Annotated in this window: 21 protein-coding genes and 1 pseudogene; 16 read left to right on the top strand and 6 right to left on the bottom strand. The window is 70.1% G+C overall.

Going from position 1 to position 23,966, the window contains the following annotated elements:
• Positions 1-780: 780 nt before the first annotated feature.
• The 13 genes and pseudogenes from ABT300_RS27360 to rox all read left to right on the top strand — a co-directional run bounded on the left by ABT300_RS27360 (position 781) and on the right by rox (position 15,474).
• Positions 781-1,884: a sugar ABC transporter substrate-binding protein gene (locus tag ABT300_RS27360; protein WP_351680836.1), complete on the top strand. Its 1,104-nt coding sequence runs from the start codon at positions 781-783 to the stop codon at positions 1,882-1,884.
• Between the two features lie 113 nt (positions 1,885-1,997).
• The gene (locus ABT300_RS27355; RefSeq protein WP_351680833.1) at positions 1,998-2,774 is read left to right on the top strand and encodes an ATP-binding cassette domain-containing protein; all 777 of its coding nucleotides are present in this window, start codon (positions 1,998-2,000) and stop codon (positions 2,772-2,774) included.
• Positions 2,771-4,060 carry a sugar ABC transporter permease gene (locus ABT300_RS27350; RefSeq protein ID WP_351680830.1) on the top strand — a complete coding sequence of 430 codons (1,290 nt, stop codon included), beginning with the start codon at positions 2,771-2,773 and terminating at the stop codon, positions 4,058-4,060. Before ABT300_RS27355 ends, ABT300_RS27350 begins: the two co-directional genes overlap by 4 nt.
• Before the next feature lie 13 nt (positions 4,061-4,073).
• Positions 4,074-5,279: an ROK family protein gene (locus ABT300_RS27345; protein WP_351680828.1), complete on the top strand. Its 1,206-nt coding sequence runs from the start codon at positions 4,074-4,076 to the stop codon at positions 5,277-5,279.
• A gap of 189 nt (positions 5,280-5,468) precedes the next feature.
• Positions 5,469-5,744 (top strand): GMC oxidoreductase, encoded by a 276-nt coding sequence (locus ABT300_RS27340; RefSeq protein WP_351680825.1) that lies wholly within the window; start codon positions 5,469-5,471, stop codon positions 5,742-5,744.
• 15 nt (positions 5,745-5,759) lie between these two features.
• On the top strand, positions 5,760-5,927 hold the full coding sequence (locus ABT300_RS27335) for a hypothetical protein (protein WP_351680823.1): 168 nt from the start codon (positions 5,760-5,762) through the stop codon (positions 5,925-5,927).
• 802 nt (positions 5,928-6,729) lie between these two features.
• Positions 6,730-7,869: a lytic polysaccharide monooxygenase auxiliary activity family 9 protein gene (locus ABT300_RS27330; RefSeq protein ID WP_351680820.1), complete on the top strand. Its 1,140-nt coding sequence runs from the start codon at positions 6,730-6,732 to the stop codon at positions 7,867-7,869.
• A 463-nt stretch (positions 7,870-8,332) separates the two neighbouring features.
• Positions 8,333-8,560 (top strand): annotated as a pseudogene (locus ABT300_RS27325) (IS5/IS1182 family transposase); the annotation flags it as partial.
• A gap of 275 nt (positions 8,561-8,835) precedes the next feature.
• Positions 8,836-10,656 (top strand): LamG domain-containing protein, encoded by a 1,821-nt coding sequence (locus ABT300_RS27320; protein WP_351680817.1) that lies wholly within the window; start codon positions 8,836-8,838, stop codon positions 10,654-10,656.
• Between the two features lie 124 nt (positions 10,657-10,780).
• The gene (locus ABT300_RS27315) at positions 10,781-12,013 is read left to right on the top strand and encodes an endonuclease/exonuclease/phosphatase family protein (RefSeq protein ID WP_351680814.1); all 1,233 of its coding nucleotides are present in this window, start codon (positions 10,781-10,783) and stop codon (positions 12,011-12,013) included.
• Between the two features lie 882 nt (positions 12,014-12,895).
• Positions 12,896-13,192 (top strand): type II toxin -antitoxin system TacA 1-like antitoxin, encoded by a 297-nt coding sequence (locus tag ABT300_RS27310; RefSeq protein ID WP_351680811.1) that lies wholly within the window; start codon positions 12,896-12,898, stop codon positions 13,190-13,192.
• Positions 13,189-13,572, top strand: coding sequence for a fic family toxin-antitoxin system, toxin component (locus ABT300_RS27305; RefSeq protein WP_351680808.1), 384 nt, complete (start codon positions 13,189-13,191; stop codon positions 13,570-13,572). The genes ABT300_RS27310 and ABT300_RS27305 overlap by 4 nt, the downstream gene beginning before the upstream one ends.
• A 474-nt stretch (positions 13,573-14,046) precedes the next feature.
• Positions 14,047-15,474: a rifampin monooxygenase gene (gene rox / locus ABT300_RS27300; RefSeq protein ID WP_351680805.1), complete on the top strand. Its 1,428-nt coding sequence runs from the start codon at positions 14,047-14,049 to the stop codon at positions 15,472-15,474.
• 313 nt (positions 15,475-15,787) lie between these two features.
• Here the strand turns inward: rox and ABT300_RS27295 are convergent, their stop codons facing one another.
• Both ABT300_RS27295 and ABT300_RS27290 read right to left on the bottom strand, forming a co-directional pair.
• Positions 15,788-16,396, bottom strand: a complete 609-nt coding sequence (locus ABT300_RS27295) for a sugar O-acetyltransferase (RefSeq protein ID WP_351680803.1) — start codon at positions 16,394-16,396, stop codon at positions 15,788-15,790.
• Complete coding sequence (locus tag ABT300_RS27290) at positions 16,386-16,820, bottom strand: hypothetical protein (RefSeq protein WP_351680800.1); 435 nt, start codon at positions 16,818-16,820, stop codon at positions 16,386-16,388. The genes ABT300_RS27295 and ABT300_RS27290 overlap by 11 nt, the downstream gene beginning before the upstream one ends.
• Before the next feature lie 346 nt (positions 16,821-17,166).
• Here ABT300_RS27290 and ABT300_RS27285 point away from each other — a divergent pair, with 346 nt between their 5' ends.
• Complete coding sequence (locus ABT300_RS27285) at positions 17,167-17,436, top strand: hypothetical protein (RefSeq protein ID WP_351680797.1); 270 nt, start codon at positions 17,167-17,169, stop codon at positions 17,434-17,436.
• A gap of 168 nt (positions 17,437-17,604) precedes the next feature.
• Here the strand turns inward: ABT300_RS27285 and ABT300_RS27280 are convergent, their stop codons facing one another.
• A complete protein-coding gene (locus tag ABT300_RS27280) occupies positions 17,605-18,171 on the bottom strand; it encodes a class I SAM-dependent methyltransferase (RefSeq protein WP_351680795.1) in 567 nt (188 codons plus the stop codon).
• Between the two features lie 132 nt (positions 18,172-18,303).
• Between ABT300_RS27280 and ABT300_RS27275 the strand changes: the two genes are divergently transcribed.
• Together ABT300_RS27275 and ABT300_RS27270 are read left to right on the top strand one after the other, a co-directional pair.
• Positions 18,304-19,584, top strand: a complete 1,281-nt coding sequence (locus ABT300_RS27275) for a sensor histidine kinase (RefSeq protein ID WP_351680792.1) — start codon at positions 18,304-18,306, stop codon at positions 19,582-19,584.
• Positions 19,581-20,273, top strand: coding sequence for a response regulator (locus ABT300_RS27270; RefSeq protein ID WP_351680789.1), 693 nt, complete (start codon positions 19,581-19,583; stop codon positions 20,271-20,273). The genes ABT300_RS27275 and ABT300_RS27270 overlap by 4 nt, the downstream gene beginning before the upstream one ends.
• 49 nt (positions 20,274-20,322) lie before the next feature.
• Here ABT300_RS27270 and ABT300_RS27265 read toward each other — a convergent pair whose 3' ends face one another.
• The 3 genes from ABT300_RS27265 to ABT300_RS27255 all read right to left on the bottom strand — a co-directional run bounded on the left by ABT300_RS27265 (position 20,323) and on the right by ABT300_RS27255 (position 23,745).
• Complete coding sequence (locus ABT300_RS27265) at positions 20,323-20,835, bottom strand: hypothetical protein (protein WP_351680787.1); 513 nt, start codon at positions 20,833-20,835, stop codon at positions 20,323-20,325.
• Between the two features lie 1,146 nt (positions 20,836-21,981).
• Complete coding sequence (locus ABT300_RS27260) at positions 21,982-22,722, bottom strand: ferritin-like domain-containing protein (protein ID WP_351680784.1); 741 nt, start codon at positions 22,720-22,722, stop codon at positions 21,982-21,984.
• A 321-nt stretch (positions 22,723-23,043) separates the two neighbouring features.
• Positions 23,044-23,745 (bottom strand): SMI1/KNR4 family protein, encoded by a 702-nt coding sequence (locus ABT300_RS27255; RefSeq protein ID WP_351680781.1) that lies wholly within the window; start codon positions 23,743-23,745, stop codon positions 23,044-23,046.
• Positions 23,746-23,966 lie beyond the last annotated feature (221 nt).

The raw sequence follows: 23,966 nt of genomic DNA, 5'->3' as shown, positions 1-23,966 counted from the left end.
GTCGGACGTCGTCAGGGTCACGCCGATCGTGCCGCTCGCGGCCTGCGCGGGCGCCGCGGCCAGGGCCGCCACACCGCCCGTGACGGCCAACGTCAACACCGTGACCTGCGCACCTGCTCTGCGGAGTCTGTGTCTGAGGAGCATGGAAGCAGTCCCTCTTCCCGCCTTGGCCCCAGCGGCCTCCGTGCAGGAGCCGGACATTTGTCAGGGCCGTTGATTAATTGGCCCACACTATTGAGACCCGGAGTGGCCGAAGTCAAGACCTGCGACGCAGATGATGACCATCGAGGCGAAGCCGCTCACGCGACCGACGCGACGGCCTCCAGCGCCGAACGGCACCGGTCACGGCGTTCCCTCACCTTGCGCCACCTGCACCGCTCCGGCGCGCCCCACCCCACGTTCACCTTCGCCGCCGGAACGGATGCGGCCCGCGGAAGTCCGGCGGCGGCTCCGGAACCCGGTCGACCGCCACCCCTTCCCGACGCCAGAGCGGCCACATCCGGCCAGCCGGACCTCGTTCGAGGGCAACCACGGAAGGAGGCAGAGCACACCGCCCGTCACATGATTGTTATGGCCGTTAACAAATTCTCCTGTTGCACCCCTGGCGCGAAGCCGTGAAAACGTCGTAAGTTCCCGCTCACAACATTCAGCCAGGGCGGATCATCCGAAGCCCGGCTTTCCTGCCGAGGGCACACCTCTCGCCTCTCGGCCCCTCTCGTCCCCTCCTCAGCACCCTCGTGCGTCCGGTCGCCCGGCCGTATCCAAGAAAGGACCCTGCACATGCGCAAGGGACTCCTCCTCACCGCTGCCTCGGTGGCACTGGTCGGCTCGCTCACCGCCTGCGGTGGCGCCTCCTCGTCCAGCGCCGACGGCTCCGGCTCTGACTCCGGCGGCAAGAAGCCGAAGATCGGCGTGATCCTTCCGGACAGCAAGTCGTCGGCCCGCTGGGAGACCGCTGACCGCAAGTACCTCTCCGAGGCGTTCAAGGCGGCGGGTGTCGACTACGACATCCAGAACGCGCAAGGGGACAAGCAGCAGTTCCAGACCATCGCCGACCAGATGATCACCAACGGCGTCAACGTCCTGGTGATCGTGAACCTGGACAGCGGCACCGGCAAGGCCGTCCTGGACAAGGCCAAGGCGCAGGGCGTCGCCACGATCGACTACGACCGGCTCACCCTGGGCGGCTCCGCCCAGTACTACGTCAGCTTCGACAACTCCGCGGTCGGCAAGCTGCAGGGCGAGGGACTCAGCAAGTGCCTGAGCGACATGAAGGCCACGAAGCCGGTCATCGCCACTCTCAACGGCTCACCGACCGACAACAACGCGGCCCTGTTCGCCAAGGGCTACAACGGCGTCCTCGACCCGAAGTACAAGTCCGGCGACTACGTCAAGGGGCCGGACCAGTCGGTCCCGGACTGGGACAACGCCCAGGCCGGAACCATATTCGAGCAGATGCTCACCAGTCAGCCCAAGATCGCAGGTGTGCTCGCCGCCAACGACGGCCTCGGTAACGCGGCGATCGCGGTACTGCGCAAGCAGAACCGCAATGGCCAGGTCCCGGTCACCGGTCAGGACGCCACCGTGCAGGGCCTCCAGAACATTCTCGCCGGCGACCAGTGCATGACCGTGTACAAGGCGGTCAAGAAGGAGGCCGACGCCACCGCGGAGCTCGCCGTCTCCCTCGCGAAGGGCCAGAAGGGGCAGACGAACGCCACCGTCCACGACCCCGAGGGCGACCGTGACGTGCCCTCCGTGCTGGAGACCCCGGTGGCCGTCTTCAAGGACAACGTCAAGGACGTCGTGGCCGACGGCTTCGTCAGCAAGGACGAGCTGTGCACGGGCACTTACGCCGCCCTGTGCACCAAGGCCGGCATCAAGTAGCCCCCAGAGCCCGGCCGGTTCGACGCGGTCCCCCGCTCGGCCGGCCGGCCGCGGCCCCCTGGCGCTCCCACCGCCCCGGGCCCGCGACCTCACGACGTAAGGAGCCGTCTTCCATGACAGCGACCCCCATCCTTCGACTCCGCGGAATCGACAAGAGTTTCGGCCCCGTGCAGGTGCTGCACGACGTGTCCTTCGACATCCACCCGGGCGAGGTGACCGCCCTCGTGGGCGACAACGGCGCGGGCAAGTCCACCCTGGTCAAGTGTGTCGGCGGGATTCATCCGATAGACGCGGGTGAGTACTGGTTCGAGGACGCACGGGTACAGGTGCACAGTCCGCGAGACGCGGGGGCCCTGGGCGTCGAGATCGTCTACCAGGACCTCGCGCTCTGCGACAACCTCGACATCGTGCAGAACATGTTCCTCGGCCGCGAAAAACGTCGGGGCCTCGTGCTGGACGACGCGACGATGGAGGAGATGGCCGCAAAAACCCTCAAGGAACTGTCGGTTCGCACGGTCAAGTCCATCCGCCAGCAGGTCTCCAGCCTCTCCGGCGGCCAGCGGCAAACCGTGGCCATCGCCAAGGCCGTGCTGTGGAACAGCAAGGTCGTCGTTCTCGACGAACCGACCGCAGCACTCGGTGTCGCCCAGACCGCGCAGGTTCTCGAACTGGTCCGACGGCTAGCCGACAACGGTCTCGCCGTGGTCCTGATCTCGCACAACATGAACGACGTGTTCGCGGTGTCCGACCGGATCGCCGCCCTCTACCTGGGCCGGATGGCAGCCCAGGTCAGGACGTCCGACGTGACGCACTCCCAGGTCGTCGAACTCATCACCTCAGGACGCAGCGGGGACCTCGGCCTCGCCCACAACAACGGAGCCGCCGCATGAACGCCGCCGTCGCCCCCGAGAAGCCGGAGAGTCCGCGGACACCGGGCAGCACCGACGCGTCGACGAAGGAGGCAAAAGCGAGTGCCGTGAGCCTGCGCTCCGTGGCCGTCACCTACACGGAGCGGGTCCGCGGCGGCGACCTGGGGGCACTCCCCGCCGTCCTCGGTCTCATCGTCCTCTGCGTGTTCTTCGCCGCCCTGCGCCCGGTCTTCCTGTCCGAGCTGAACTTCGCCAACCTGCTCACCCAGGGCGCCGGAAGCATCACCATCGCCATGGGCCTGGTCTTCGTCCTCCTCCTCGGCGAGATCGACCTGTCCGCCGGGTACGCCAGCGGCGTCTGCGCCGCCGTCCTGGCCATCCTGCTCACCGACCACGGGTGGCCCTGGTACGGCGCCGCCGGCGCGGCGATCCTCACGGGCACGGTCATCGGCCTGCTGCTCGGCGTCCTGGTGGCGAAGATCGGCATTCCGTCCTTCGTGGTCACCCTTGCCGCGTTCCTGGGCTTCCAGGGCGTCGTGCTGATCCTCCTCAAGGAGGGCACCAACATCTCCATCCAGGACCAGACCATCCTGGCGATCGCGAACAACAACCTGTCCCCCGCGATCGGTTGGGCCCTCCTCGCGTTCTGCGTCGCGGCTTACGCGGCCATCCAGATCCGGCAGAACCACAACCGAGGTCGACGCGGACTCACCATCGCTCCGCCCGCTCTGCTGGCGGTCCGGATCGGCGGCCTGGCGGTGCTCGGCGCACTCGCCGTCCACACGCTCAACCAGGAGCGCAGCCGCAACGTCATCGTCGACTCCCTCAAGGGTGTGCCGATCGTGGTGCCGGTCATCGCCGTCCTGCTCGTCGCCGGCACGTTCCTGCTCCAGCGCACGTCCTTCGGCCTGCACATCTACGCGGTGGGCGGCAACGCCGAGGCGGCACGCCGTGCCGGCATCAACGTGGCCGCCATCCGCATCTCCGCGTTCGTCATCTGCTCGTCCCTGGCCGCCGTCGGCGGCGTCATCGCCGCGTCCCGAGGCAACTCGGTCGACCCCAACACCGGCGGCAGCAACGTGCTGCTGCTGGCGGTCGGCGCAGCAGTGATCGGCGGAACCAGCCTCTTCGGCGGGCGGGGCAGAGTGGTGGACGCCGTGCTCGGCGGCATGGTCGTCGCGGTCATCCAGAACGGCATGGGTCTCATGGGCTACAGCTCAGGCGTCAAGTACGCTGTCACGGGTTCGGTCCTGCTCCTGGCCGCCGGCGTGGACGCCCTCTCCCGTCGCCGGGCCGTACAACGATGAGGTCTTCACCAGCATGAAAGCCGGTCCCTCGCAGGACGAGATCCGTCGGCACAACCTCGGCACCCTGCTCCGCCATGTGCACATCGGCGGCTCCGTGTCGCGGGCGGTTCTGGCCGACCGTATGGGCCTCAACCGCAGCACCATCCTCGGCCTCGTCAGCGAGTTGGCCTCGGTCGATCTGGTCCGTGAGGAACTGCCCCGGGACACAGGAAAGGCGGGCCGCCCCTCCCTGGTGGTCCGGCCCGAGTCCGACCGGGTGTACGTCCTCGCCTTCGACGTGGGTGTGGACCGGCTGACCGCGGCACGCATCGGCCTCGGCGGCGTCTTCCTCGACCGGAAGGAGACCCGCACGCATTCCGACCGCCGCGGCGCCCGTGAGATGGCCGAGGTCCTCGCCGGTCTCGCCCGGCACATGGTGGACACGGCGCCGGAGGCGACCGTCTGCGTCGGCGTCGGCGCCGCCGTCCGTGGGCTGGTGCGCCAACCCGACGGCCTGGTCCGGGCCGCCCCCTACATCGACTGGCATGACGAGGACTTCGGGGCGGATCTCTCCCGTCGGCTGAGCCTCGGCCTTCCCGTCTCGGTCGGAAACGAGGCCAGCCTCGGCGCCCTCGCCGAACACCTGCGCGGTTCCGGTGCCGACTGTCAGGACATCGTGTACCTGCACGGAGACATCGGCATCGGCGGCGGCGTCATCACCGGAGGCCAACTCCTGCTCGGTGACAGCGGATACGGTGCGGAGGTCGGTCACATGGTCGTCAACCCGAGGGGCGGCAGACGCTGCGGATGCGGCGCGCACGGCTGCCTCGAAGCCGAGGCCGGCGAGCGCGCCCTGCTCCAAGCCGCGCAGCGCGACCCGTCGACCGCCGGCCGCGAAGCCGTACGCGCCGTCGTAGAAGCGGCCGACCGGGGCGATGTCACCGCCCGTGCCGCCCTGCAGGACATAGGCGACTGGCTCGGCATCGGCGTCGCCACCCTGGTCAACATCCTCAACCCGCGCACCGTGATCTTCGGCGGAACGCTCCGCGAGGTCTTCCTCGCCTCGGCCGCGCAGATCCGCAGCCGCGTCAACAGTCATGCTCTGGCAGCCTGCCGCCAGGACCTGCGGCTCCGCGTCGGCGAACTCGGCGACGACGCCGTTCTCATCGGCGCCGCAGAACTCGCCTTCTCCGCCATCCTCGCGAACCCGATGGAGACCCTGGCCCGAGCCGACACGTAGTCGGCTTGGCATTCGGGCTGCGCAACGAATTCGGCATCTACGGAACCGACGGCGGCCGCGTGAACATCGCCGGCCTGCCCGCAGGGCGCGTGGGCGAACTGGCCGCCGCCGTCAGCGCCGTGGCTCTGAAGACCGTCCTGCAGCAGAAGGCGAAGCCGACCGCGAAAGGACGAGACAGCAAGCGGACATGTGAAGGTGCATCCGCCCGTCGACGTCCCGGACGAGGTGTACGAGAGGCTCGTGCGCGACGATGCCACCACCGCCTTCCACCCCGGGGGCACGGCGAAGATGGGCGACTCGTCGGACCCCTTCGCAGTGACCGACCCGCAGCTGCGGGTGCGCGGGGTGCAAGGGCTGCGGATCGCGGACGCCTCGGTGTTCCCCACGATCATCCGCGGACACACCATGGCCCCGACGGTGTTCGTGGCCGAACGCGCGGCGGAGCTCCTGCGCACGGCGCGGTGAGCCCGGACTGACGGGGTGATCACGGGACTCGCCACGCTGGTCGGCTTCGACTCGGCGGCCAACCTGGCCGAGGAGGCCAAGGACCCGCACCGCACCGTGCCGCGCGCGATCGTGGGCTCGGTGGTGGCGGCCGCCGGGGGCAGGAGCGTTGTTCTTCCTCGTCATGCTGACGCTGGACCGTGAAGCCCTGGAGACCGAGCCCGAAGAGACGGCAGAGGACCTGCGTCCCTGACACGTAGGGACCAACCGTCTGTGCCGCTCAGGCACCGGCAGGTTGCGGGCCGCGGCGAGGACGTCCGCGTACAGGACGGCGGCCTCGCCGGGGTGAGCTGCGGCCGTGCAGGATCCCCGAGGCCACCCCGTAGACCGGTCCCCCACACATCCAGCGGCGTCTCGTGCGCCGCACCGAGCTCCACCTTCGTCAGCCGCTCCACGATGCCCCGCGCCCACGCCTGTTGATACCGGCCCGGGCGGCTGAGCTCGCCTGCGGGCTTCAGTGCCACACCGTGACCGGTTGCCGGGCAGGCCCAGCAGCGCGTCCGCCGCGGACCGCGAGGCGAGGCGGTCGTACGACACGGCCGGCTGGTGCTCGTCGCCACAGCCAGGCGCCTTTCGGGACCCTGCGTACGACCTCGCCCGGGGCGCAGCGCGTGGCGGGCGCCGCCTTACGACCACACGCTCTCGCACGGGCGCGCGCGTGAGAGGAGGCCATCAAGGCGCTCCCCCGGCTCGTGGCCGAACTGGGCACCACGCCCGAGGTCGCGGAGTGGCTGCGCCAGGAGCATCGCGACCGGCGCCGAGTCCACCGTGCCTGTTAGCTGCAGGCCTGTAGCTCGGGCGACGCACCCCTCTGCGGTCTGCCGGAACCATCACCCGTTAGGGCGACTCAGGGTGGCTGCGAGGAGCCGGGGATGAGGGACTGAAGAGGTCCCCCCTCCCTCCTCCCCTGTCCTTTCCCTGCCATGAAAGACCGAGGTGAATCCTGGTGACCCCCGACTCCAGCTCCCCCGTCAACGGCGACTACTACGACGTGAAGAACCTCACGGCCGTCACGACGTACCGGACCGACGGCCCCGAGACCCTCCACGGCATCTCCCTGCGATGGACCACCGGAGGCAACTCCGGCGGCGACACCATGCCGCCCGACTGGGACGACGGCAAAGCCCCGTACCCGCACGAGTACGAGGTGTGGCTCAACGGCCACCCCGCCCAGACCCTCCATCTGGACTGGCCCACCTGGTGGGGCGGCTGGAAGCTCGCCGCCAACCACTGGGTCACCCTGGGAACCGATCCAGGCGACACCTACCGCGTCAAGGTCCGGTCCCGACGCGCCGACGGCAGCTGGAGCCCGTTCTCCGAGGAGTGCACCGTCCCCGGCCAGACCGACGATCCGTACCAGCCGATCCCCGTCGCGGTGCCCGACGACCGCACCGGGGACCTCGCGCAGCCCAGGCACGGCAACATGGCCGACCCGCCGGGCCGGTCCGTACTCGCCCTCAAGCCCGCGGAGAACGGCCGAAGCCACGCCTGCACGAGCGCCTTCTGCGACCAGGTCCGTGCGGCCTGCGCCCCGGACGTGTGGTGGGCGGAAGTCGTCCCCGGCAAGGAACGGATGTGCGCCGACTACCCGTGGAACCGGCACGGCCACTACCTGGAGTACCGGAAGTTCAGCTCCGGCGGCGACGACGGCAAGGTCGCTTCCGCGGGCAACCCCCGCTTCGCCGGCCTGGACCTCGTGGGTGACTGGCCGACCACCGCCCTCGACGCGGGCGCCAAGGACCTCACCTTCTCCTACGAGCACACCGCCAGCCACACCGGACCGACGTGGACGTACCAGTTCTTCGTCACCAAGGACGGCTGGAACGCTTCGACCCCGCTGTCCTGGGCTGACCTGGAGCCGACCCCGTTCATGGTGGTCGTCCACGGCCGCGACCCCGAACAGGCATGGACCACGGAAGCACTGGCCGGACGCAAGACGGGTCGGCACGCGATCGTGAACATCTGGGGCGGGCACGGCGGCGTCTGCACCACCGGCAACCCGGAGAGGTGCTGCGACCACGTCGACCAGGAGCAGCAGATGACCGGCGAGTTCTTCGTGTCCGTTTCGGACGTCGTCTTCGAGTGACCTGAGGAAGGCCGTGCTCTGCCCGGTTCCGGCACCTGCATACCGTGACGAGCGGGAACCGGCGGCCCGAAACCCGGGTTCGATCATGCTCACCTGTCCGCCCCGGCGCCACGCCGGGGCGGACTGCACGCTGTGACACTCACCCCCTGAGGCCTCAGCCCGCAACACGGGTGGGCTTTGGCGGATGGCAGGCTCCTGCGCCGCCTCCTTCAGGTCCAGCATCACCGGACGGCGGTCCTCGCCCACCCCGACCGGCACCTCGCCCGACCCCTCACCCGCGACGGCCGACCCCTGATCAGCGAAGACATCCGGCAGGTCATCACCGCCCACTCGCACGGCCTGCCCCTGTGCCTCGATCTGTCCGTCGCCCGCTTCCTGGAACTGCGCCGAAGCGGCACCGCACCCTGCGCTCGATTCCTGCGACCGGATCGTCGGCCTCGCCCTCGGCCAGATCGCCGCGGACGCCTCCAGGGGCGAGAAGGCACGTATCCAGGCCAGGCGGCGTCGGCACGTCGCACGCACCCACGCCTGGCAGAACGCCCTCCACCGGCTCGCCCGCTGCTACGAACGGCACGCCACCGTCGGCGATGCGTTCTTCGACCCCTCAGACACGAGCATCACCATGCGCAGCCTGATCCGGCGGGCATGGACGACTCACCGCTGGGACGAACGCCCGACCCGCCGACCATGACCCGACCCCCATGAACCGACCCCACCCCTGTCCGCGCCACCTCTGAGTAGAAATACCCATGGCCCGGCGTGGTTTCTCGCCTTCATCATGATCGGAACCGGGATCCGGCGTCCCGGCTCTCTCGCACTAACCGCGTCCCGACGCCTGTCGCGCCCACCACTCTCTGGCCCACACGGACACCTTCGGGCTGCCCATCTCGCCCTCCGGGACGTGGCTCCGGCGCCCTTCCACAGCCGTCGGACCGAAGGCCTGTGCCTCGCCTCGAAAGGAAGAGCATGCGAAGAAAGAACACGGCCGGTGCGGCGTCGGCCGCTGCCCCGGCCACGACCGCGCCGCGACCGAACCCAGCGGCTCCAGCCGGCTCCCGCCCGCGCCGCACGGACGCCGGGCTACGACGACGGGCGTCGGTCGGCGCCGTCGCCGCGCTGACCCTCGCCCTGGCGGCCGGCGCCATGACCACGGCGGCCCCGGCTCAGGCGGAGATCACCAGCGGTCTGCTGCTGCGCTACAAGCTGGACGAGACCTCAGGCACGGTCGCGCACGACTCCTCCGGCAACAACCATGACGGCACGGTCAACGGCGCCGTCGACTGGGACGGCGAGGGGATGGCCTTCAACGGCTCCAACACCTATGTCAAGGTGCCGAACAACATCATGGCCGGGCTCAGCGCCATCACCGTCGACTTCGACGTGTGGATCGACCCGGCCATGGCCAAGCCGTACTTCCTGTACGGGTTCGGCAACACGGGCGGCGACGGCAAGGGGAACGGCTACCTGTTCTCCACGGGGAACGCGTTCCGCACAGCCATCACGACGGCCGACTGGCACACCGAGCAGAACACCCGGCCCACGGACACCTCGTACCAGCTGGCGCGCGGCATGTGGAAGCACGTGACGTACACCCAGGCCGGCAACACCGGCATCCTTTACGAGAACGGCGTGGAGAAGGCCCGCAGCACCAACGTCAGCATCGCCCCCGGGGCGGTCGGCGGCGGGACGACGACCGCGGACTACATCGGCCGTTCGCTGTATGCCAACGACCTGTACTTCAAGGGCCGCATGCGGGACTTCCGCGTCTACAACCGGGCTCTGTCCGCCTCCGAGACACGGGCCGTCGCCACCGGGACCGAGGGGCAGTGGGAGCAGCTCCAGGCCCTGGCCTCCTACAACGGCGCGCTCGCCGCCTTCGACGACCCGAACGTCGGGCCCGTCGTCATCTTCCCGTCCGACTACACCGGTGACATCGACGACCTCCAGGCCCCGCCGGAGTGGACGGACGAGTTCGGGCAGGCGCCCGACAGCTGGCCCCAGCCGACCACAGCGAAGAGCCCGCTCTTCACCGTAGCCCAGATCACCGACATCCAGAACGCGGTCAACGCACAGGTGCAGCCGCCCGGTGACGACACCGCATACCAGCTGAACGTGTTCTACGACGGCGAGCGCGACCGCGTGGTGGCGCAGACGAACGCCCCGACCTCGGTCACCGACCCGCTGGCCACCCAGTACGCGGGCAAGCTCGTGATCGAGGCGTACACGCTCGACAGCCCGCCCCCGGCCCGATGCGCTGCGGCGGAGCGGACGGTCGGCACCGTACTGAGCACGGCGGCCGGACCGGCCGACGACGTCGCCGACCCCGCGACGAAGCTTCAGTGGCAGCAGGTGCAGGCCCTCGCCGACTACAACTGCGCGCTCGCCGCGTTCAACGACCCGAACATCGGGCCCGTCATCGTCTTCCCGTCCGACTACACCGGTGACACCGACGACCTGGCCAAGCCGCCGGGCTGGACCTCCGAGTACGGCGAGGTCCCGGCCGACTGGCCGACGCCCACCACGGCCAAGAGCCCCCACTTCACGCTCGCCCAGATCACCGAAGTCCAGGACGCGGCCCTGCGACAGGTGACCGCGGACGGCGACACCACCGCCTACCGGGTGGCCGTCCGCTACGACGGGATGAGCGACCGGGTGGTGGTGGAGACCGACGCCCCGTCCTCGGTCACCGACCCGCTGCTCGCCGCCTACCCGGATCAGGTCAAGATCACGGCGGTCACCGACCCCACACCGGCCGACCCCGACGGCAGCAGCGCCGACCTCACATGACCGGGCCCCCCTACGCACTTCCCGCGCCGGCAGCGGTGCGGACCGGAAAGGACGACAGATGAGGATTCCCCTCCCCAGGGCGTCCCGCGAGAGACGGGACCGCCGCCGCGGTCGCCGTACGCGGATGAGACGTCTCGTGCCGGTGCTCGCACTGGCCATGCTGGCGGGCTTGTTCACCTCCCTCGGGATGCCGCAGCACGCCGAAGCGGCCGTGGAGGACCACGTCAACGCCACCTACAACATGCAGGGCGGCGGCAACAAGTGGACGACGGACATCCCGCAGATCATCAACCGCGGCTCGAACGTGATCGCGCTTCAGGAGGTCGGCGCCCGGCCGCCCGGAGAGCTGATGTGGACCTCGGACTACTTGGGCGGCGCCCAGAACTGGCACGGCTGGCGCGTCCAGGGGTTCCGGTGGCGGCCCCTGGGCCAGAACCGCGACTGGTACATCTTCTACATCCGCACGGACTTCAGCGGTGCGGTGGGCGCCTTCGGCGGCCGGGTCAACATCGCCATCCTCAGCCGCGACTACCCGAGCCAAATGCACGTCGTCCGGCCCGCTTTCTGGGACAACCGCGGGCTGCCGACCTCCCGGCCGGCCCTCGGCATCACCCTGGGCAACACGCTCTACTTCAGCGTGCACGCGCTGTCGAACGGCGGCAACGACGGTGCCCGGATGGTCGAGAACATCGCAGCGACAGCGGGAGCGCGCATCTGGGCGGCGATGGGGGACTGGAACCGCGCGCCGGACAACCTCGCGATCCGGCGCGGCTGGCACAGGTACACGGTGGGCGGCCCCACCCACCAGGCAGGCGGTGAACTGGACTACATGGTGTCCAACGAGCGGATCGTCGCCTACCGGGGCTGGACCCGTGGCTACGGCTCCGACCACTTCTCCGTGGAGTTCCGCCGCCTCGCGGCGAACGCGGAGGTCGAACTGCTCAACACCCACGACGGTTTCCGCCACTTGACCTTCCAGAACTACATCACCGGCACCAATCTGATGTCCGGCCCGACGAATCCCGACACCTACAGCGGCATGGAGTTCCGTCCCGCGGGCAACAACACGTACACGATCGTCGAGGGCTCCACAGGCAAGTGCTGGCGCGACTACGCCGGCGGGATCGTCCTGTACCCCTGCAACGGCAATTCGGACCAGCGCTTCGACATGAGGTACTGGGACGACACCGGCCAGCTCGAGATCAAGCCGGTGAACCGGAGCACGTGCGTCGGAGACGACCCCATCTACGGCTGGGGAACCCAGATCTTCACCACCGTGAGCTGCAACAAGGGCGAGGCCCGGCTCAACTTCCGCTTCGACGAGGACCCGGGAGGCAACCCGGCCGTGGTGTTCTAGACGCACGCCGTGTGGATAAGCGGCGGATCGAGCGCGTCGAGTCGCCGCGCACAGGAGGACGGGGCTCCTGCCGGAACAGTGTCGACCAGGATCACTGTTCGGCGGGAGCCCCGTCGGGCGCCCTCTTGATCTTCCTCATGCCGGCTTCCGGACCGCCGGCGTCTGATGGCCGCTGCCCTGGCCACCCGTTCCTGGCGGGCCCGGCGCAGGGCGGCGGCCTCGGTCGCGGCGGCCTGGCGGCGCTGCACGCGCGCCTGATCGATCGGGGCCGGCGCATCGTCCGCGACGACGTCGGTCTCAGTCAACGCACGGCGGGACAGCTCCCGCATCGCCGCGGTCCGCCGCTTCACCGCCTCCGCGATGCGCGGGTCCACCTGCGACAGCGGCGCCGCCCTCCTGGTGCGCGGCGAGAGCGCGGCGGTAGCCCGCCTCCGTCCGAAGCGTCTCCCGGGCACGCAGCGGGCCGGCGGGTACGGCGGCGGGCTCCAGATCGACGCCGTCCGTCGCGCCGCACCGTGCGAGCCAACCGCGGCTTCTTCTTGGCCTCGCGGCCGTTGCCGTCCTTCCGGGCCGCCTCCGGCGCGGCCCGGAGCGCGACCCGGGCCAGGTCGCCCCGGACGTCTCACCCCCGCTCATGCCTGCCCCAGCCGAGTGGCCGGTAGCCCACGCAGGTCAGCCAGAAGTCGCACGGGCGGCATACCCGCCGGCGCCATCCGCTCGCCTACGCCTGCGATCTCCGCCGGACGCCGGCCGTCCCCGTTCTGGGGCGCCTGCGGCAGCGGTGCAGGGCGGGCAGCGCCACCGTCGTCCGCGACGGCGTCACGGGGAAAGGGGTGCCCTTCCGCATCGACCAGCGGTGGTACCACTGGTACCGTTGGTGCCATGTCGGATCCCAAGGCGATGAATCTGCGTTTCCCCGACCCTGCGCAACGGGCAGCCATCGCGGCGGCCGCCAAGCAGGCGGGGGTGAGCATGCAGGAGTACATCCTCTCGGCAGCCTACGAACGGGCGACCGCGGTGGAGCAGCGGTTCCTGGAGGGCTTCAAGGCGTCCATGGCCCGCAGCGGCGCGGCCTTCGCGGCCGAGCCCGGCAATATCGACCCGAGCGCGGAGCAGCGGGCGAGCGAGCGGGAGGCGCTGCGGGAGCTTCAGCAGCGGGAGCAGGGCCACGCCGCGTGAGCGAGTACGAACTCCACCCGCTCGACGTGACGTTCCTGCTGCACGCCGCCGAGCTGCTCGACGGCGATCCCCAGGTCGACGATCTGGGGCCGCTGTATGCGGCGGTCGCCCGGGTCAACGCCCGGGCGATGGAGCGGGACATCTACGGTTCGCCGTATCTGAAGGCCGCCTCTCTGCTGCAGACCCTGGCGAAGCTGCCGTGCCTGGAACACTCCAACGAGGCCTTCGCCTGGCACGCGGCCGAGGCCTACCTGCTCCTCAACGAGCGCGCCTTGGACTATCCGCCCAAGGAAGCTGTCGCATTGGTACGCGACGCCGCCACCGGGGCGCTCGGCGTCGCCCGGATCGCCCGGCAACTGCGCGACTGGACCACCGCCTGACCCGGTGCGGGACCCCGGGCGACGCCCCGGCGTTTATCCAGGCAGTCAGCCGGAATGCCGGCCCTCACACGCGGTGGGGTATGGGCGAGGATCGCCGCCTTCGGCGCACACCTCGGCTGTCGACCGCGCGTCGCGGGCCCCGATGCGGGAGGGTCTTGTCCGTTCACAACGGACGGCAACAAGCAAAGGCAAGGAGATCGCCTACTCCTTGCCACTCTCAACCTATAGCGCACGGGGGGCCTTGCGGCAAGGCCCGGGTCGTGACGCAGAATCGTCGGCCGAGGCCAGAACTTAGGGAAATCAGGGATTCGCGAAGTACGTGCCCCCTTGTCGACTGTGGGTTCCGCGGGACGTGAATCCGCCGGTGGGACTCGCGGTGTGGTTGCGGGCACGCGCCGCGGAGGTCCGGGTCTGCGCGCCACCGGACGGCGTGGAGCAGCTGGCCGAACCGCAACCTTGTCGAGTGGGGGGTTCATGATTGATGTGATCGTTGCCGGCGGCGGACCGACCGGCTTGATGCTGGCCGGCGAGTTGCGGCTGCACGGCGTTCACGCGCTCGTGGTGGAGAAGGAGGCGGAGCCGACCAGGATCGTCCGCTCGCTCGGCCTGCACGCGCGCAGCGTCGAGGTGATGGACCAGCGCGGTCTGCTGGAGCGGTTCCTCGCGCTCGGCAAGCAACACCCGGTCGGTGGTTTCTTCGCGGCCATCAACAAGCCGGCGCCGGACCGGTTGGACACCGCACATCCGTACACCCTCGGCATTCCACAGACCACCACCGATCGCCTGCTTGCCGAGCACGCCACCGAACTCGGCGTCGAGATCCGGCGCGGCTGCGAACTCGTCGCGCTGAGCCAGGACGAACACGGGGTGACCGCCGAACTCGCCGACGGCACGCGGCTGCGCTCGCGCTACCTCGTCGGTTGTGACGGCGGCCGCAGCACGGTGCGCAAGCTGCTCGGTGTCGGCTTCCCCGGCGAGCCCTCCAGGGTCGAGACGCTGCTGGGCGAGGTGGAGTTGACCGTGCCGCCGGACACGCTGAACGCCGTGATGGCCGAAGTGCGCAAGACCCACCAGCGGTTCGGCGCCATGCCCCTCGGGGACGGCGTGTACCGCCTCGTCGCGCCCGCCGAAGGGGTGGCCGAGGACCGCACGGTCCCGCCGACTCTGGACGAGCTGAAGCGGCAGGTGCGGAAGCTCGCCGGCACCGACTTCGGCGTGCACTCACCGCGCTGGCTCTCCCGCTTCGGCGACGCCACCCGGCTGGCCGAGCGCTACCGGACCGGCCGGGTGCTGCTGGCCGGCGACGCGGCGCACATCCACCCGCCGACCGGTGGGCAGGGGCTCAACCTCGGCATCCAGGACGCGTTCAACCTCGGCTGGAAGCTGGCCGCCGAAGTCAACGGCTGGGCACCGGAGGGACTGCTGGACAGCTACCACGCCGAACGGCACCCGGTGGCCGCCGACGTGCTGGACAACACCCGCGCGCAGATGGAGCTGATGTCCGTCGAGCCGGGTCCCCGAGCAGTGCGTCGGCTGGTGTCGGAACTGATGGACTTCGGGGAGGTGAACCGGTACCTGACGGAGAAGATCACTGCGATCGGGGTCCGCTACGACTTCGGCGAGGGGCATGAACTGCTCGGCCGACGGTTGCGGGACGTGGGGCTGAAGCGGGGTCGCCTCTATGAGCTGATGCATGGCGGCCGCGGGCTGCTGCTCGATCAGACTGGCCGCCTCTCGGTGGCGGGCTGGGCAGATCGAGTCGACCACGTCGCCGACATCAGCGAGGAACTGGACGCGCCCGCAGTGCTGTTGCGGCCGGACGGCCACGTGGCGTGGGTTGGTGACGATCAGCAGGATCTGCTCGACCGGCTTCCCCGGTGGTTCGGCGCTGCGGTCAGCTGAACGCGCGACTCGGGGCACGAAGGCCCACCTGGCCTGCCCAGACGGAGCGGGTACGCAAAGCTGTCGAGCCCAGGCTGTCCGGCATCTGACACCGACGAGGCCGTCAGTCACAGGAAGTAGGCGCATCACAGCAGTTGTGCGAGAGCCTCTCAACGGCCAGCGTTTCTCGATGAGTTTCGGCAGCGGTCGTCGATCAACCCAGCTCGGGACGTTCACGAGACATGACGGCAGTGTCGCGACCGGGGCCGTCCCGATGTCTCACACCGACTTGTCCGTCCCCGAGTGGCGGTGCTGGCGTCGTGGACCTCCGTAACTAGCCCTGATGCCCGGCGGTACGTGTGGTGAGGTCCTCGTCCGTGATGGGGCGGACCACCCGGCAGGGGGTTCCGACCGCGACGGTCATGGGGGGAATGCTGTGACTGACGACGCTGCCGGCGCCGATGACCGACCCGTATCCGATGCGAACGCCTGGCAGGACCACCGCGTTGCTACCGATCCATACCTTGTCCTCGATCACGATCGGTTCCGAGAACCGTCCGAAGTCAGCGCGTCGTGAGGGATGCACCGGGTGTCCCGTCGTCGTCAGTGTCACGCTGGGCGCGATCATGACTCCGTCGCCTATGCGGATGTCCACGTCGTCGACGAACGTGAGGTTCACGTTCCCGAAGAAGTCGTCGCCGACATGGACGTTGCTGCCGAACCCGGCGTGGAACGGCGGCAGCAGCACAGTGCGTTCACCGACGGAACCGAAGATCGCGACGAGCAGCGATCGCCGCTTCTCCGTTTCGCTCGGTGGTGTGTGGTTGTACTCGAAGATCTGCTCGGTGCGGCGCCGAGGGCCCTGGAAGGCGGCCTCCGACTCGGTGTACACAAGCCCCTTGGCGATCCGGGCCAGGACTTCTTCCTCGTGATCACGTGTCACTGCGGAACGCTCCCTTCGTCCAACACCTCGGGCTCACGCCCGGCGCACCTTGGGTCGACCGCGCATCCAGAGCGTACGTGCACCGCGAAGAGACCATGATCTCGGTCATCGCCTGATGGGACCTCCGGTCGGCGTCGTCGAGGAAGAGCCCGAGCCCACCGATCGCGGCCAGGCGCACGTCCGGGTCGCTGTCGCGGGCGAACCCGGCGAACTCCGCGCTCCGCTCGCGCAGGAAGGCGACGGCCTGCGTGCATCCCGTCGGAGGGTAGTACCCGATCTCGGCGCCGTCGTCCTCGAAGCCCCGCTCCAGGGACTCCCGGCCGATGCTGACCAGCAGGGCGACGACGGCAGCCCGGTCGGGCGTGGCGCCGTCGGCGGCCAGTTCGAACAGGAAGGGCAGGCTGGCCGCCGTGGGCGGATACACACTTCCCTGAGTCGGCTCCGTGCGTGGGCCCTGGTGTGGGTGCTGGAGAGGTCGGTGATCGCCGCGAGCACGGTGGCCGGGACCGATACTTCGAGTTGCTCGCCCTGATCGACAGCGGGCCCGCCTCCGAAGGCCTGGCACCCCGGTCGCGTGGTCCGGCACGGCGCTGCGGGCCGTGCCCCGCAGCGGTGCGAGGGAGTAGGGGGTCTACGTAAATCTGCGGATGTCCGGTGCTGCCCTCAGCGGCACCATGGCGGGCATGACCACGCCGGAAGCGCCGCCCCCGAACCTCAGCTGGGTGACGGCCGACAGGGCCGCCGCTCTCTGGACGGTCAGAAGGAAGTAAGTGCCCCAGGTGGCCTCCGCCCACGGGGTGGGCACGACAGAGCGGAAGAGTTACGGAACTTTCGGCGAGAGCACCTCCACGGTGTACTCCTACGCGCAGGTCCAACGGGTGGCGGCGGCACTCGAGTCCGGCGAGGTGGTCCTCGACCCGTCCTGGCGGGCGGACACCGAAGAGGGAGCCAGGGGCGCCCGGCGCGACTCACTGACCACCTGCGGCTGCGTGGTGCTGATGCTCGCGGTGGTCATCGCCATCGCCCTGCTGACGGCTTGAGCCCGAACGAGGGGCGCGCTCCCCGGCGAGTGCCGGCTTCTTCCGCAGACGACTCTCGTCTCAAGTGACGTCTGTCGGGGCGTCTCGGACGGCGTGTTCCGGTCGCGGCCTCGGCCCCATCGGCGCGCGGACGGTCCCGTGCCCGCTCGCCGATCCTCCAGGTCGCGGTCACGGCCTCTTGGTGGCCCGGTGGGCGAAAGCAGGCGGGAGGTTCGCCCACACCGCCTTCGAGCGCTCCAGCCGGTCGAAGCGGCAGGCGAGTTCGGCGGTGAAGTGACGGGCGGGCGGGGTCCAGGCCGCGTGCAGATAGGCGAAGGTGGTGAACCGGCCGCCGGGCGCGAGGACTTCGGTCACGGCGTCCAGGATGTGCCGGCGCCGGTCCTGCGGCATCACCGTCCACGGAAGCCCGGAGACCACGGCGTCGACCGGTTCGCCGACCACTGCGGCCAGCTCGGCGGCCGTGTCCTGGACCACGGTCAGCCGGGTGTCGCGCCGAGTGGCCGAGAGCCGGGCCGCGAGCACCGGGTTGAGCTCGACCGCGACGAGCCGTGCGTGGGGTGCGAGCCGGGCGAGGATCGCGTCGGTGAACGCCCCGGTTCCCGGGCCGAGTTCGGCGACGAGCCGGGCCTGCTCCAGGCCGATGCCGTCGGTCATCGCGTACGCCAGCCGCCGTGAGCTGGCGGCCACGGCGCCGGTCATGAGGGGCCGTCTGAGGAACTCGGTGGTGATCGACATGCCGGCCATGCTGGAAGAGCTCGGGGTGGCCTCACGTCGTATCCCCGGCCGGTGTCCGTACGACTGCGGGAGGACGCCGTGACGCCCGCCAGGACGATGCCGGGGAGCGGGTCCCGGCCGTAGCGTGAGGCGGTGCAACGGCTGATCGAGACACTCCCCCGTCTGCGGCGCGGACATCCGTGGCTGACGGACCTGCTGCTGATCGTGCTGGTGGCCGTGCCCCCGGTGATCCGTCCGCAGCCGGGCTGGCGGCCCGTCTGGGTGCAGGCGGGCGTGTACATGGCCCTGGTGCTGCCTCTGCTGTGGCGCCGCCGCCGGCCGGTGCTCGTCGCGGTCCTGGTGACGGCCGGGTTCTGGGCGCAGTACCTCGGCCAGGTGTGGGGGCAGGAACCGGGGCGCGGCGCCGTCGCCCTGGCCGCGGTCCTGGCAACGCTCACGGTGCGCGGCCTGCGCGGGGCGGCCGCGGCGACGGTGCTCTGCGCCGCGGGCTGTGTCGTGCTGTGGATTCCGGCCTGGCAGCGGGACTACGGGGGCCCGGGCGCGCGCGGCGCCTGGCTCACCCCGCTCGCGGTGGGCCTGCTGCTGGCCGGGGCGTGGGTGTTCGGTGAGTACGTCCGTGCCCGGCGCGCCTATGTCGCGGAGTTCGAGCGGCGGGTCTCGCTCGCCGAGTCGGAGCGCCTCGCGCTGGCCCGGGTGGCCGTCGTCGAGGAGCGGGCGCGCATCGCCCGCGAGATCCACGACGTCCTCGCGCACAGTGTGAGCGTGATGGTGCTGAACGCGGAGGGCGGCCGGCTGATGCGGCACGCCGACCCCACCGTCGTCGACCGGACCCTCGGCGTCATCAGCGCGACCGGTCGCGACGCCTTGGGCGAACTGCGCCGACTGCTGGACGTGCTGCGCGCCCCCGACACGGAAGGTTCAGCCGACGGCCCCGGACCCGGCCCCGGATCCGGTGGGTGTGTGAACGGAGAGTCCCTCTCGGGCGATCTGCGGCGGCTGGTCGGGCGCCTCAACACCAATGGGACGCGCGCCCGGCTGGACCTGCGAGGAGAGCCGGGCGGCCTTCCGGCGGATCTCACCGTGCACGCGTACCGCATCGTGCAGGAGGCGCTGACCAACGTCGTCAAGCACGCGCCGCCGAACGCCACGATCGACGTACGGGTGGACACCGGCGCCGAGGGGCCCGGTCGGCTGGTCCGCGTCCGGGTGGAGAACTCGGCCGGAGCGGGAGCGGCAACCGTATCGGAGCACCCCGATCGAGAGCTTTCCCGTGGTCACGGGCTCTCCGGCATGCGCGAACGCACCGCCCTGTGCGGCGGGAGCGTCGACGCCGGACCCACACCCGGCGGGGGCTACCGGGTCACCGCCACTCTGGGTCCCATCCTGCCCGAGTCCAGCGCGGCGACCCCATGAGCGGCCCGACCCCGACTCCCGCTCCGGCATCGTCCCGGGTGCTGATCTGCGACGACCAGGAACTGATCCGGATGGGACTGCGCATGGTCGTCGACAGCCAGCCCGACCTCACCGTGGTGGGCGAGGCCGCCGACGGCCATGCGGCGATCGCGGGCGTGGCTGCTCTGGAGCCGGACCTCGTCCTGATGGACGTACGCATGCCCGGTCTGGACGGGCTGGCCGCGACCGAACACCTCTGCGCGCAGGCCCATGGGCCCCGGATCCTCGTCGTCACCACCTTCGATCTGGACGAGTACGCCTACGCGGCCCTGCGGGCCGGTGCGAACGGCTTCCTCGTCAAGGACGCCCCCGCCGAGGAGATCCTGGTGACCGTCCGGGCGGTGCTGCGGGGCGAGGTCATGGTGGCTCCCTCGCTCACCCGGCGCCTGGTCGAACGTTTCGTCCTCGATTCCCCCGCGCCCGTGCCGGCCCAGCGCAGTCGCCTGGCGGCGCTCACCGACCGGGAACGGGAGGTCCTCGTCCTGGTCGCGCGGGGGCTGGCCAACGGCGAGATCGCCGGCCGTCTCTTCGTCGGAGAGACAACCGTCAAGACCCACCTCGGCCGCATCCTGACCAAACTCGGCCTCCGCGACCGCATCCACGCGGTGATCTTCGCCTACGAGAGCGGGCTGATACGGGCCGGGGACTGAACAGCGACGGGCAGAGCGCCAGGCGGCCCGTGTCGCTGTGGTTGCAGAACTACCTTTGGTGGGTCCCGCTTTGGCGGGCGTCGTGTTCCTGCCTTGCGCCGGGGTCCAACAGCCGGCGGATGCGCTGGTACTCGGCGGCCATCTGCGGTGTGGCGAGGAAGTCGTGGAGGTCGGCGGAAACCTCGTGGTCGATGTCCTCGATGGAACGGATGGCGAGTTCGTAGAGCTCGCCGCGCCGGTTCTGCTCCAGGTAGCTCTTCCAGTGCTCCAACGCGCTGATGACGGTGAGGACTCCGGTGTCCAGACCGTCCTCGACCAGGATGCCGTCGTACATCGTTGCAAGAGCGTCGTGCAGCTCGGCGGCGCTGATCGTCAGAACGTTCGCGCACGCGGTCCCCAGTACCGCCCGGGCCTCATCGGTGAGTTCGTCCTCGGCCGCACCGCGCAGCAGCTCCGGCCGCACCAGACGAGTGACCGTCTCCTCGCCGAAGGCACGAACGTCTTCCTCGGAGGCCGCGACGATCATCTGCAGGATATGCGCCTCGAGTTCGCTGTAGTCCACGCCCGCAGCCTAGACGCGGTGTGTCCCAGACCTGTACCGAGGGTCGACGGGATGAGCCCGTCTGAAATGCCCAGCACCGCTTCCACAGGTCGGCGAGTGCTGTCGGCTGCCAGGTGCGGAACACCTCGTCGAGCTGGTGCCATCCGCGTCCCGGCAGGGTCAACGCGCCCAGTGGGGTGCCGAGAGCGGGGCCGAGGAGCTCCAGCAGCCAGGTGTACCCGCCGGGACGGGACAGGTCGAGCCGTCCCGTGGCGATCTCCCGTAGCGCGGGCTCCACCTCGCTTGTCTCCGTGGCCCGCATCAGCTCGTGGGCTCTTGTGAGTTCCCCGATCCTGCCGAGTGTGGTATGGACGAGCGTGGCGTCGTCGGAGCCGACGATCCCAATGAAGGCATCCGCGTCGATCGCGTACGCCGACAGGTACTGCTCTGCCATCTCGCCATCTCTTTCTGGTGGGATCCATCGGGCTCCGCGAGGGAGGGCGGCGAGGGCTGCGGCGCGTCGCGGCAGCAGCGGCTCGGACTACCGGCGGGAGAGGTCGGCCAAAGTGTCGGTGCCCCCACCGCTCATGCGCCCCGGAGAGCCCCTCCCCGGACCACTGCTCGCGACCGGCACTGTAAAAGGCTCCATCGCTCCACGGCATCAGTGGACTACGCAGCAGCCTGCTGAAGGCCTTTGTCCCCGTCATCTCTGGCGGCTGATCTCCGGCACTCCGCCAGTACCGCCGAGCGGGCCCGTCAGCCTCCACGACCCAGAACATCCAGCTGTACACATCAGGGACAGGGAGCAGAGACACCAAATCGCGCCTGTTTCCCAGGCACCTGTTCCGCACACCTGGACACCCGAACTCGCCGATACTGGAGCGCCTCACCGGGCTGGACGCGACCGCGGCCGGCTTCGCCGAGGTCGGCGCGGAAGCGGGCTGGGGCGTGTGCATCGCCCGACTTCATAGCCACGCGCTTACCGGATGAGCTGGCTCTGGTCGCCAGTCAAGGTCCCCCCGCGGCAGACTCGGCGCGCGGCACGCTGGTGGACAGGGCGACACCGGCCGACGGCCTCGCGGCGCTGGAGAACTGACGTGCGGTCAGTGTCGGAGTCCAGCCATCGCACCGTGCTGACCGGCAGCGGTAGGAGTCCTGCCGTCCATGTCAGCCATACCTCGGCTGATCCTGCCGTTCGAAGCCAGCGGTCCCGAGGATCGCCGCGACCACCGGACCGCCCGACCTCAGCACGTCCGCCACGAAACGTCCTCGCCCGACCCCGAGCCTGCGCAGCGCCCGCCCGTGGTCGGCCGCTACGACCACGACCGCGCCGAGGAGCATCACCCGCCAGCCCGCCAGCAGGGGCCGCCGGGCTGCGCGCGGCAGCTCCGCGACGGACGCGCGCAGCCGAGCGCAGTGGAACGGCACGTGCCTCTCCTCGTCTGCCAGGATGCGGCCCGCGACCTCCGACGTCAGCGGATCGTCGGTCCCGTCACGCAGCGCCCGGTAGTAGCGCAGAGCCACCACCTCCGCGACCATCAGGAGCAGCAGCTCCGTCTGCAACCCCGGCACGCGACGCAGTTGAGCGAAGGCCGTGTCGCTCCAGTGTCCGGCCTGCGTCGTCGCCCCGCCCGCCCTGAGCAGCAGAGCGAGGAGCCTCGCGTGGTTCTGCTCCTCGGCGACGAACAGTCTCAGCGCTGCCGCGTACTCCGGATCGCCCGCCGCGTCCGCCTTGGCGAACAGGGCCGAGCTGTCGCCGTCCTCGCCGGCCTGGAATCGCTGGATGCTCGCCCGCACCGCCGGGGGCAGTGAGGCGCCCGCCTCCCAGCGTGGGTCGGGCCGGGCTGCGCGGCGGTCCCGTTCGGTCTCGAAGTGACGGGCCCATTCGGCGAATCCCGATGCGCTCATTCCGCTCTCTTCCCTCCCCCGCCCCGCCTGGACGGGGCGGGGTCTCCTCGGCCGTGGGGACGCGGTGGGGGGGCGGCACAGTTCCCGTCCTGAACCCGCCACCCGAAGCGGCGGGCGGAGATGCCGGTGATCGTCCTGCCTGCTGGCCGACGGCGCGGGAGCACCGGAGCCCCTGCTTCCGCCCGGTGTCCTCCAGCAGGTCTGGCCTGGCACCACGCGGCCCGAGCGGCGCGAAGAGCGCCGAGGGTGGCTGGGTCCCTGAGGGGCTGAACTCACCCGAAGCGCAAACGAGTTCTCCCAGCGCTCCCCAGCACGTCTCGCCTAGCGCGGACGACGGGGCGGACGACGCGCGGCGGTCTCGGCGCCCTCCACCCAGTGGAGGTACCAGCGTGCGAATCCGACCGGCGTCCGGGGTTCGCCGAGTGGGCGGAACTCACCACCGCCCGGGCGGTCGTCCGCCCACATACGGCCACTCTCCGGGCCTGTCAGGACGAGCCAGCCGCAATAGCCACAGCCCTCGTGACTGAGCCTCAACGCACCGCGCGTGACCCAGTCGAGGAGTTCGTCACCCGCGGTCATCCAGGCGCTGTATGCCGCGAAGTACGCCTCCTCTTCGTCGAAGCCGGACAGCAGTGGCTGCCTGTCATCGTGCTCCGCCAGAACCTGCCACCGTTCCCCCTCCGTCAGAAACGGAAGCCGCAGGTAGTCGTGGCGCAGGTGGCGGTCCACGCTGCTCCACAGCCATCCCGCGTCCGTCCGGCGCAGGATGCTGAGCCCGTACCCCGGCCCCGCACCGCCGGCGCTGACCTCGAGCAGGAAGCCCCGGTATTCCGCTGGCAGCGAGACACCCCACTGGGCCTCCGCCTCGGCGACCTCCGGCTCCGACAGCGGATCCGCGAACCGGAAGTGATGACCGGATCCCCCCGCCAGGTCCCAGGCTCCGAAGACCTGCTGTGCCTCATCTACCTGGGCCAGCGCCTCTACCCGCTCGCGGACCCCACTCCACATGGACTTCTCCCCCATGAACCGAACTGTAGGCCAGGGCAACGGCGCTCTCACCCATTTGAAGGTGTTCCCATTGCGCTGCCGTTCCTCGGCGGCCTCGTACCGTCGGCGTTCATCGATGCCTTCGTCGACCGCGGCGGAGAAACCGGGCGTATGCGCGGCAGGGCTGACCGGTACGGAGGCTGACCGATCCGTCATTCGTGAAGTGGGCTTCGTCGGGCGGACTCCGTGAGCCGTTG

The organism is Streptomyces sp. NPDC001027, from assembly GCF_040299045.1.
Lineage (GTDB): Bacteria > Actinomycetota > Actinomycetes > Streptomycetales > Streptomycetaceae > Streptomyces.
Note: the sequence above shows the minus strand (reverse complement) of the source record. Positions and strands in the feature narration are given on the sequence as shown.

Coding starts and splice junctions, on each gene's coding strand:
- ABT300_RS27360 (WP_351680836.1), top strand. CDS start 781: ATGCGCAAGGGACTCCTCCTCACCGCTGCCTCGGTGGCACTGGTCGGC.
- ABT300_RS27355 (WP_351680833.1), top strand. CDS start 1,998: ATGACAGCGACCCCCATCCTTCGACTCCGCGGAATCGACAAGAGTTTC.
- ABT300_RS27350 (WP_351680830.1), top strand. CDS start 2,771: ATGAACGCCGCCGTCGCCCCCGAGAAGCCGGAGAGTCCGCGGACACCG.
- ABT300_RS27345 (WP_351680828.1), top strand. CDS start 4,074: ATGAAAGCCGGTCCCTCGCAGGACGAGATCCGTCGGCACAACCTCGGC.
- ABT300_RS27320 (WP_351680817.1), top strand. CDS start 8,836: ATGCGAAGAAAGAACACGGCCGGTGCGGCGTCGGCCGCTGCCCCGGCC.
- ABT300_RS27315 (WP_351680814.1), top strand. CDS start 10,781: ATGAGACGTCTCGTGCCGGTGCTCGCACTGGCCATGCTGGCGGGCTTG.
- ABT300_RS27310 (WP_351680811.1), top strand. CDS start 12,896: ATGTCGGATCCCAAGGCGATGAATCTGCGTTTCCCCGACCCTGCGCAA.
- rox (WP_351680805.1), top strand. CDS start 14,047: ATGATTGATGTGATCGTTGCCGGCGGCGGACCGACCGGCTTGATGCTG.
- ABT300_RS27280 (WP_351680795.1), bottom strand. CDS start 18,171: ATGTCGATCACCACCGAGTTCCTCAGACGGCCCCTCATGACCGGCGCC.
- ABT300_RS27270 (WP_351680789.1), top strand. CDS start 19,581: ATGAGCGGCCCGACCCCGACTCCCGCTCCGGCATCGTCCCGGGTGCTG.
- ABT300_RS27260 (WP_351680784.1), bottom strand. CDS start 22,722: ATGAGCGCATCGGGATTCGCCGAATGGGCCCGTCACTTCGAGACCGAA.
- ABT300_RS27255 (WP_351680781.1), bottom strand. CDS start 23,745: ATGGGGGAGAAGTCCATGTGGAGTGGGGTCCGCGAGCGGGTAGAGGCG.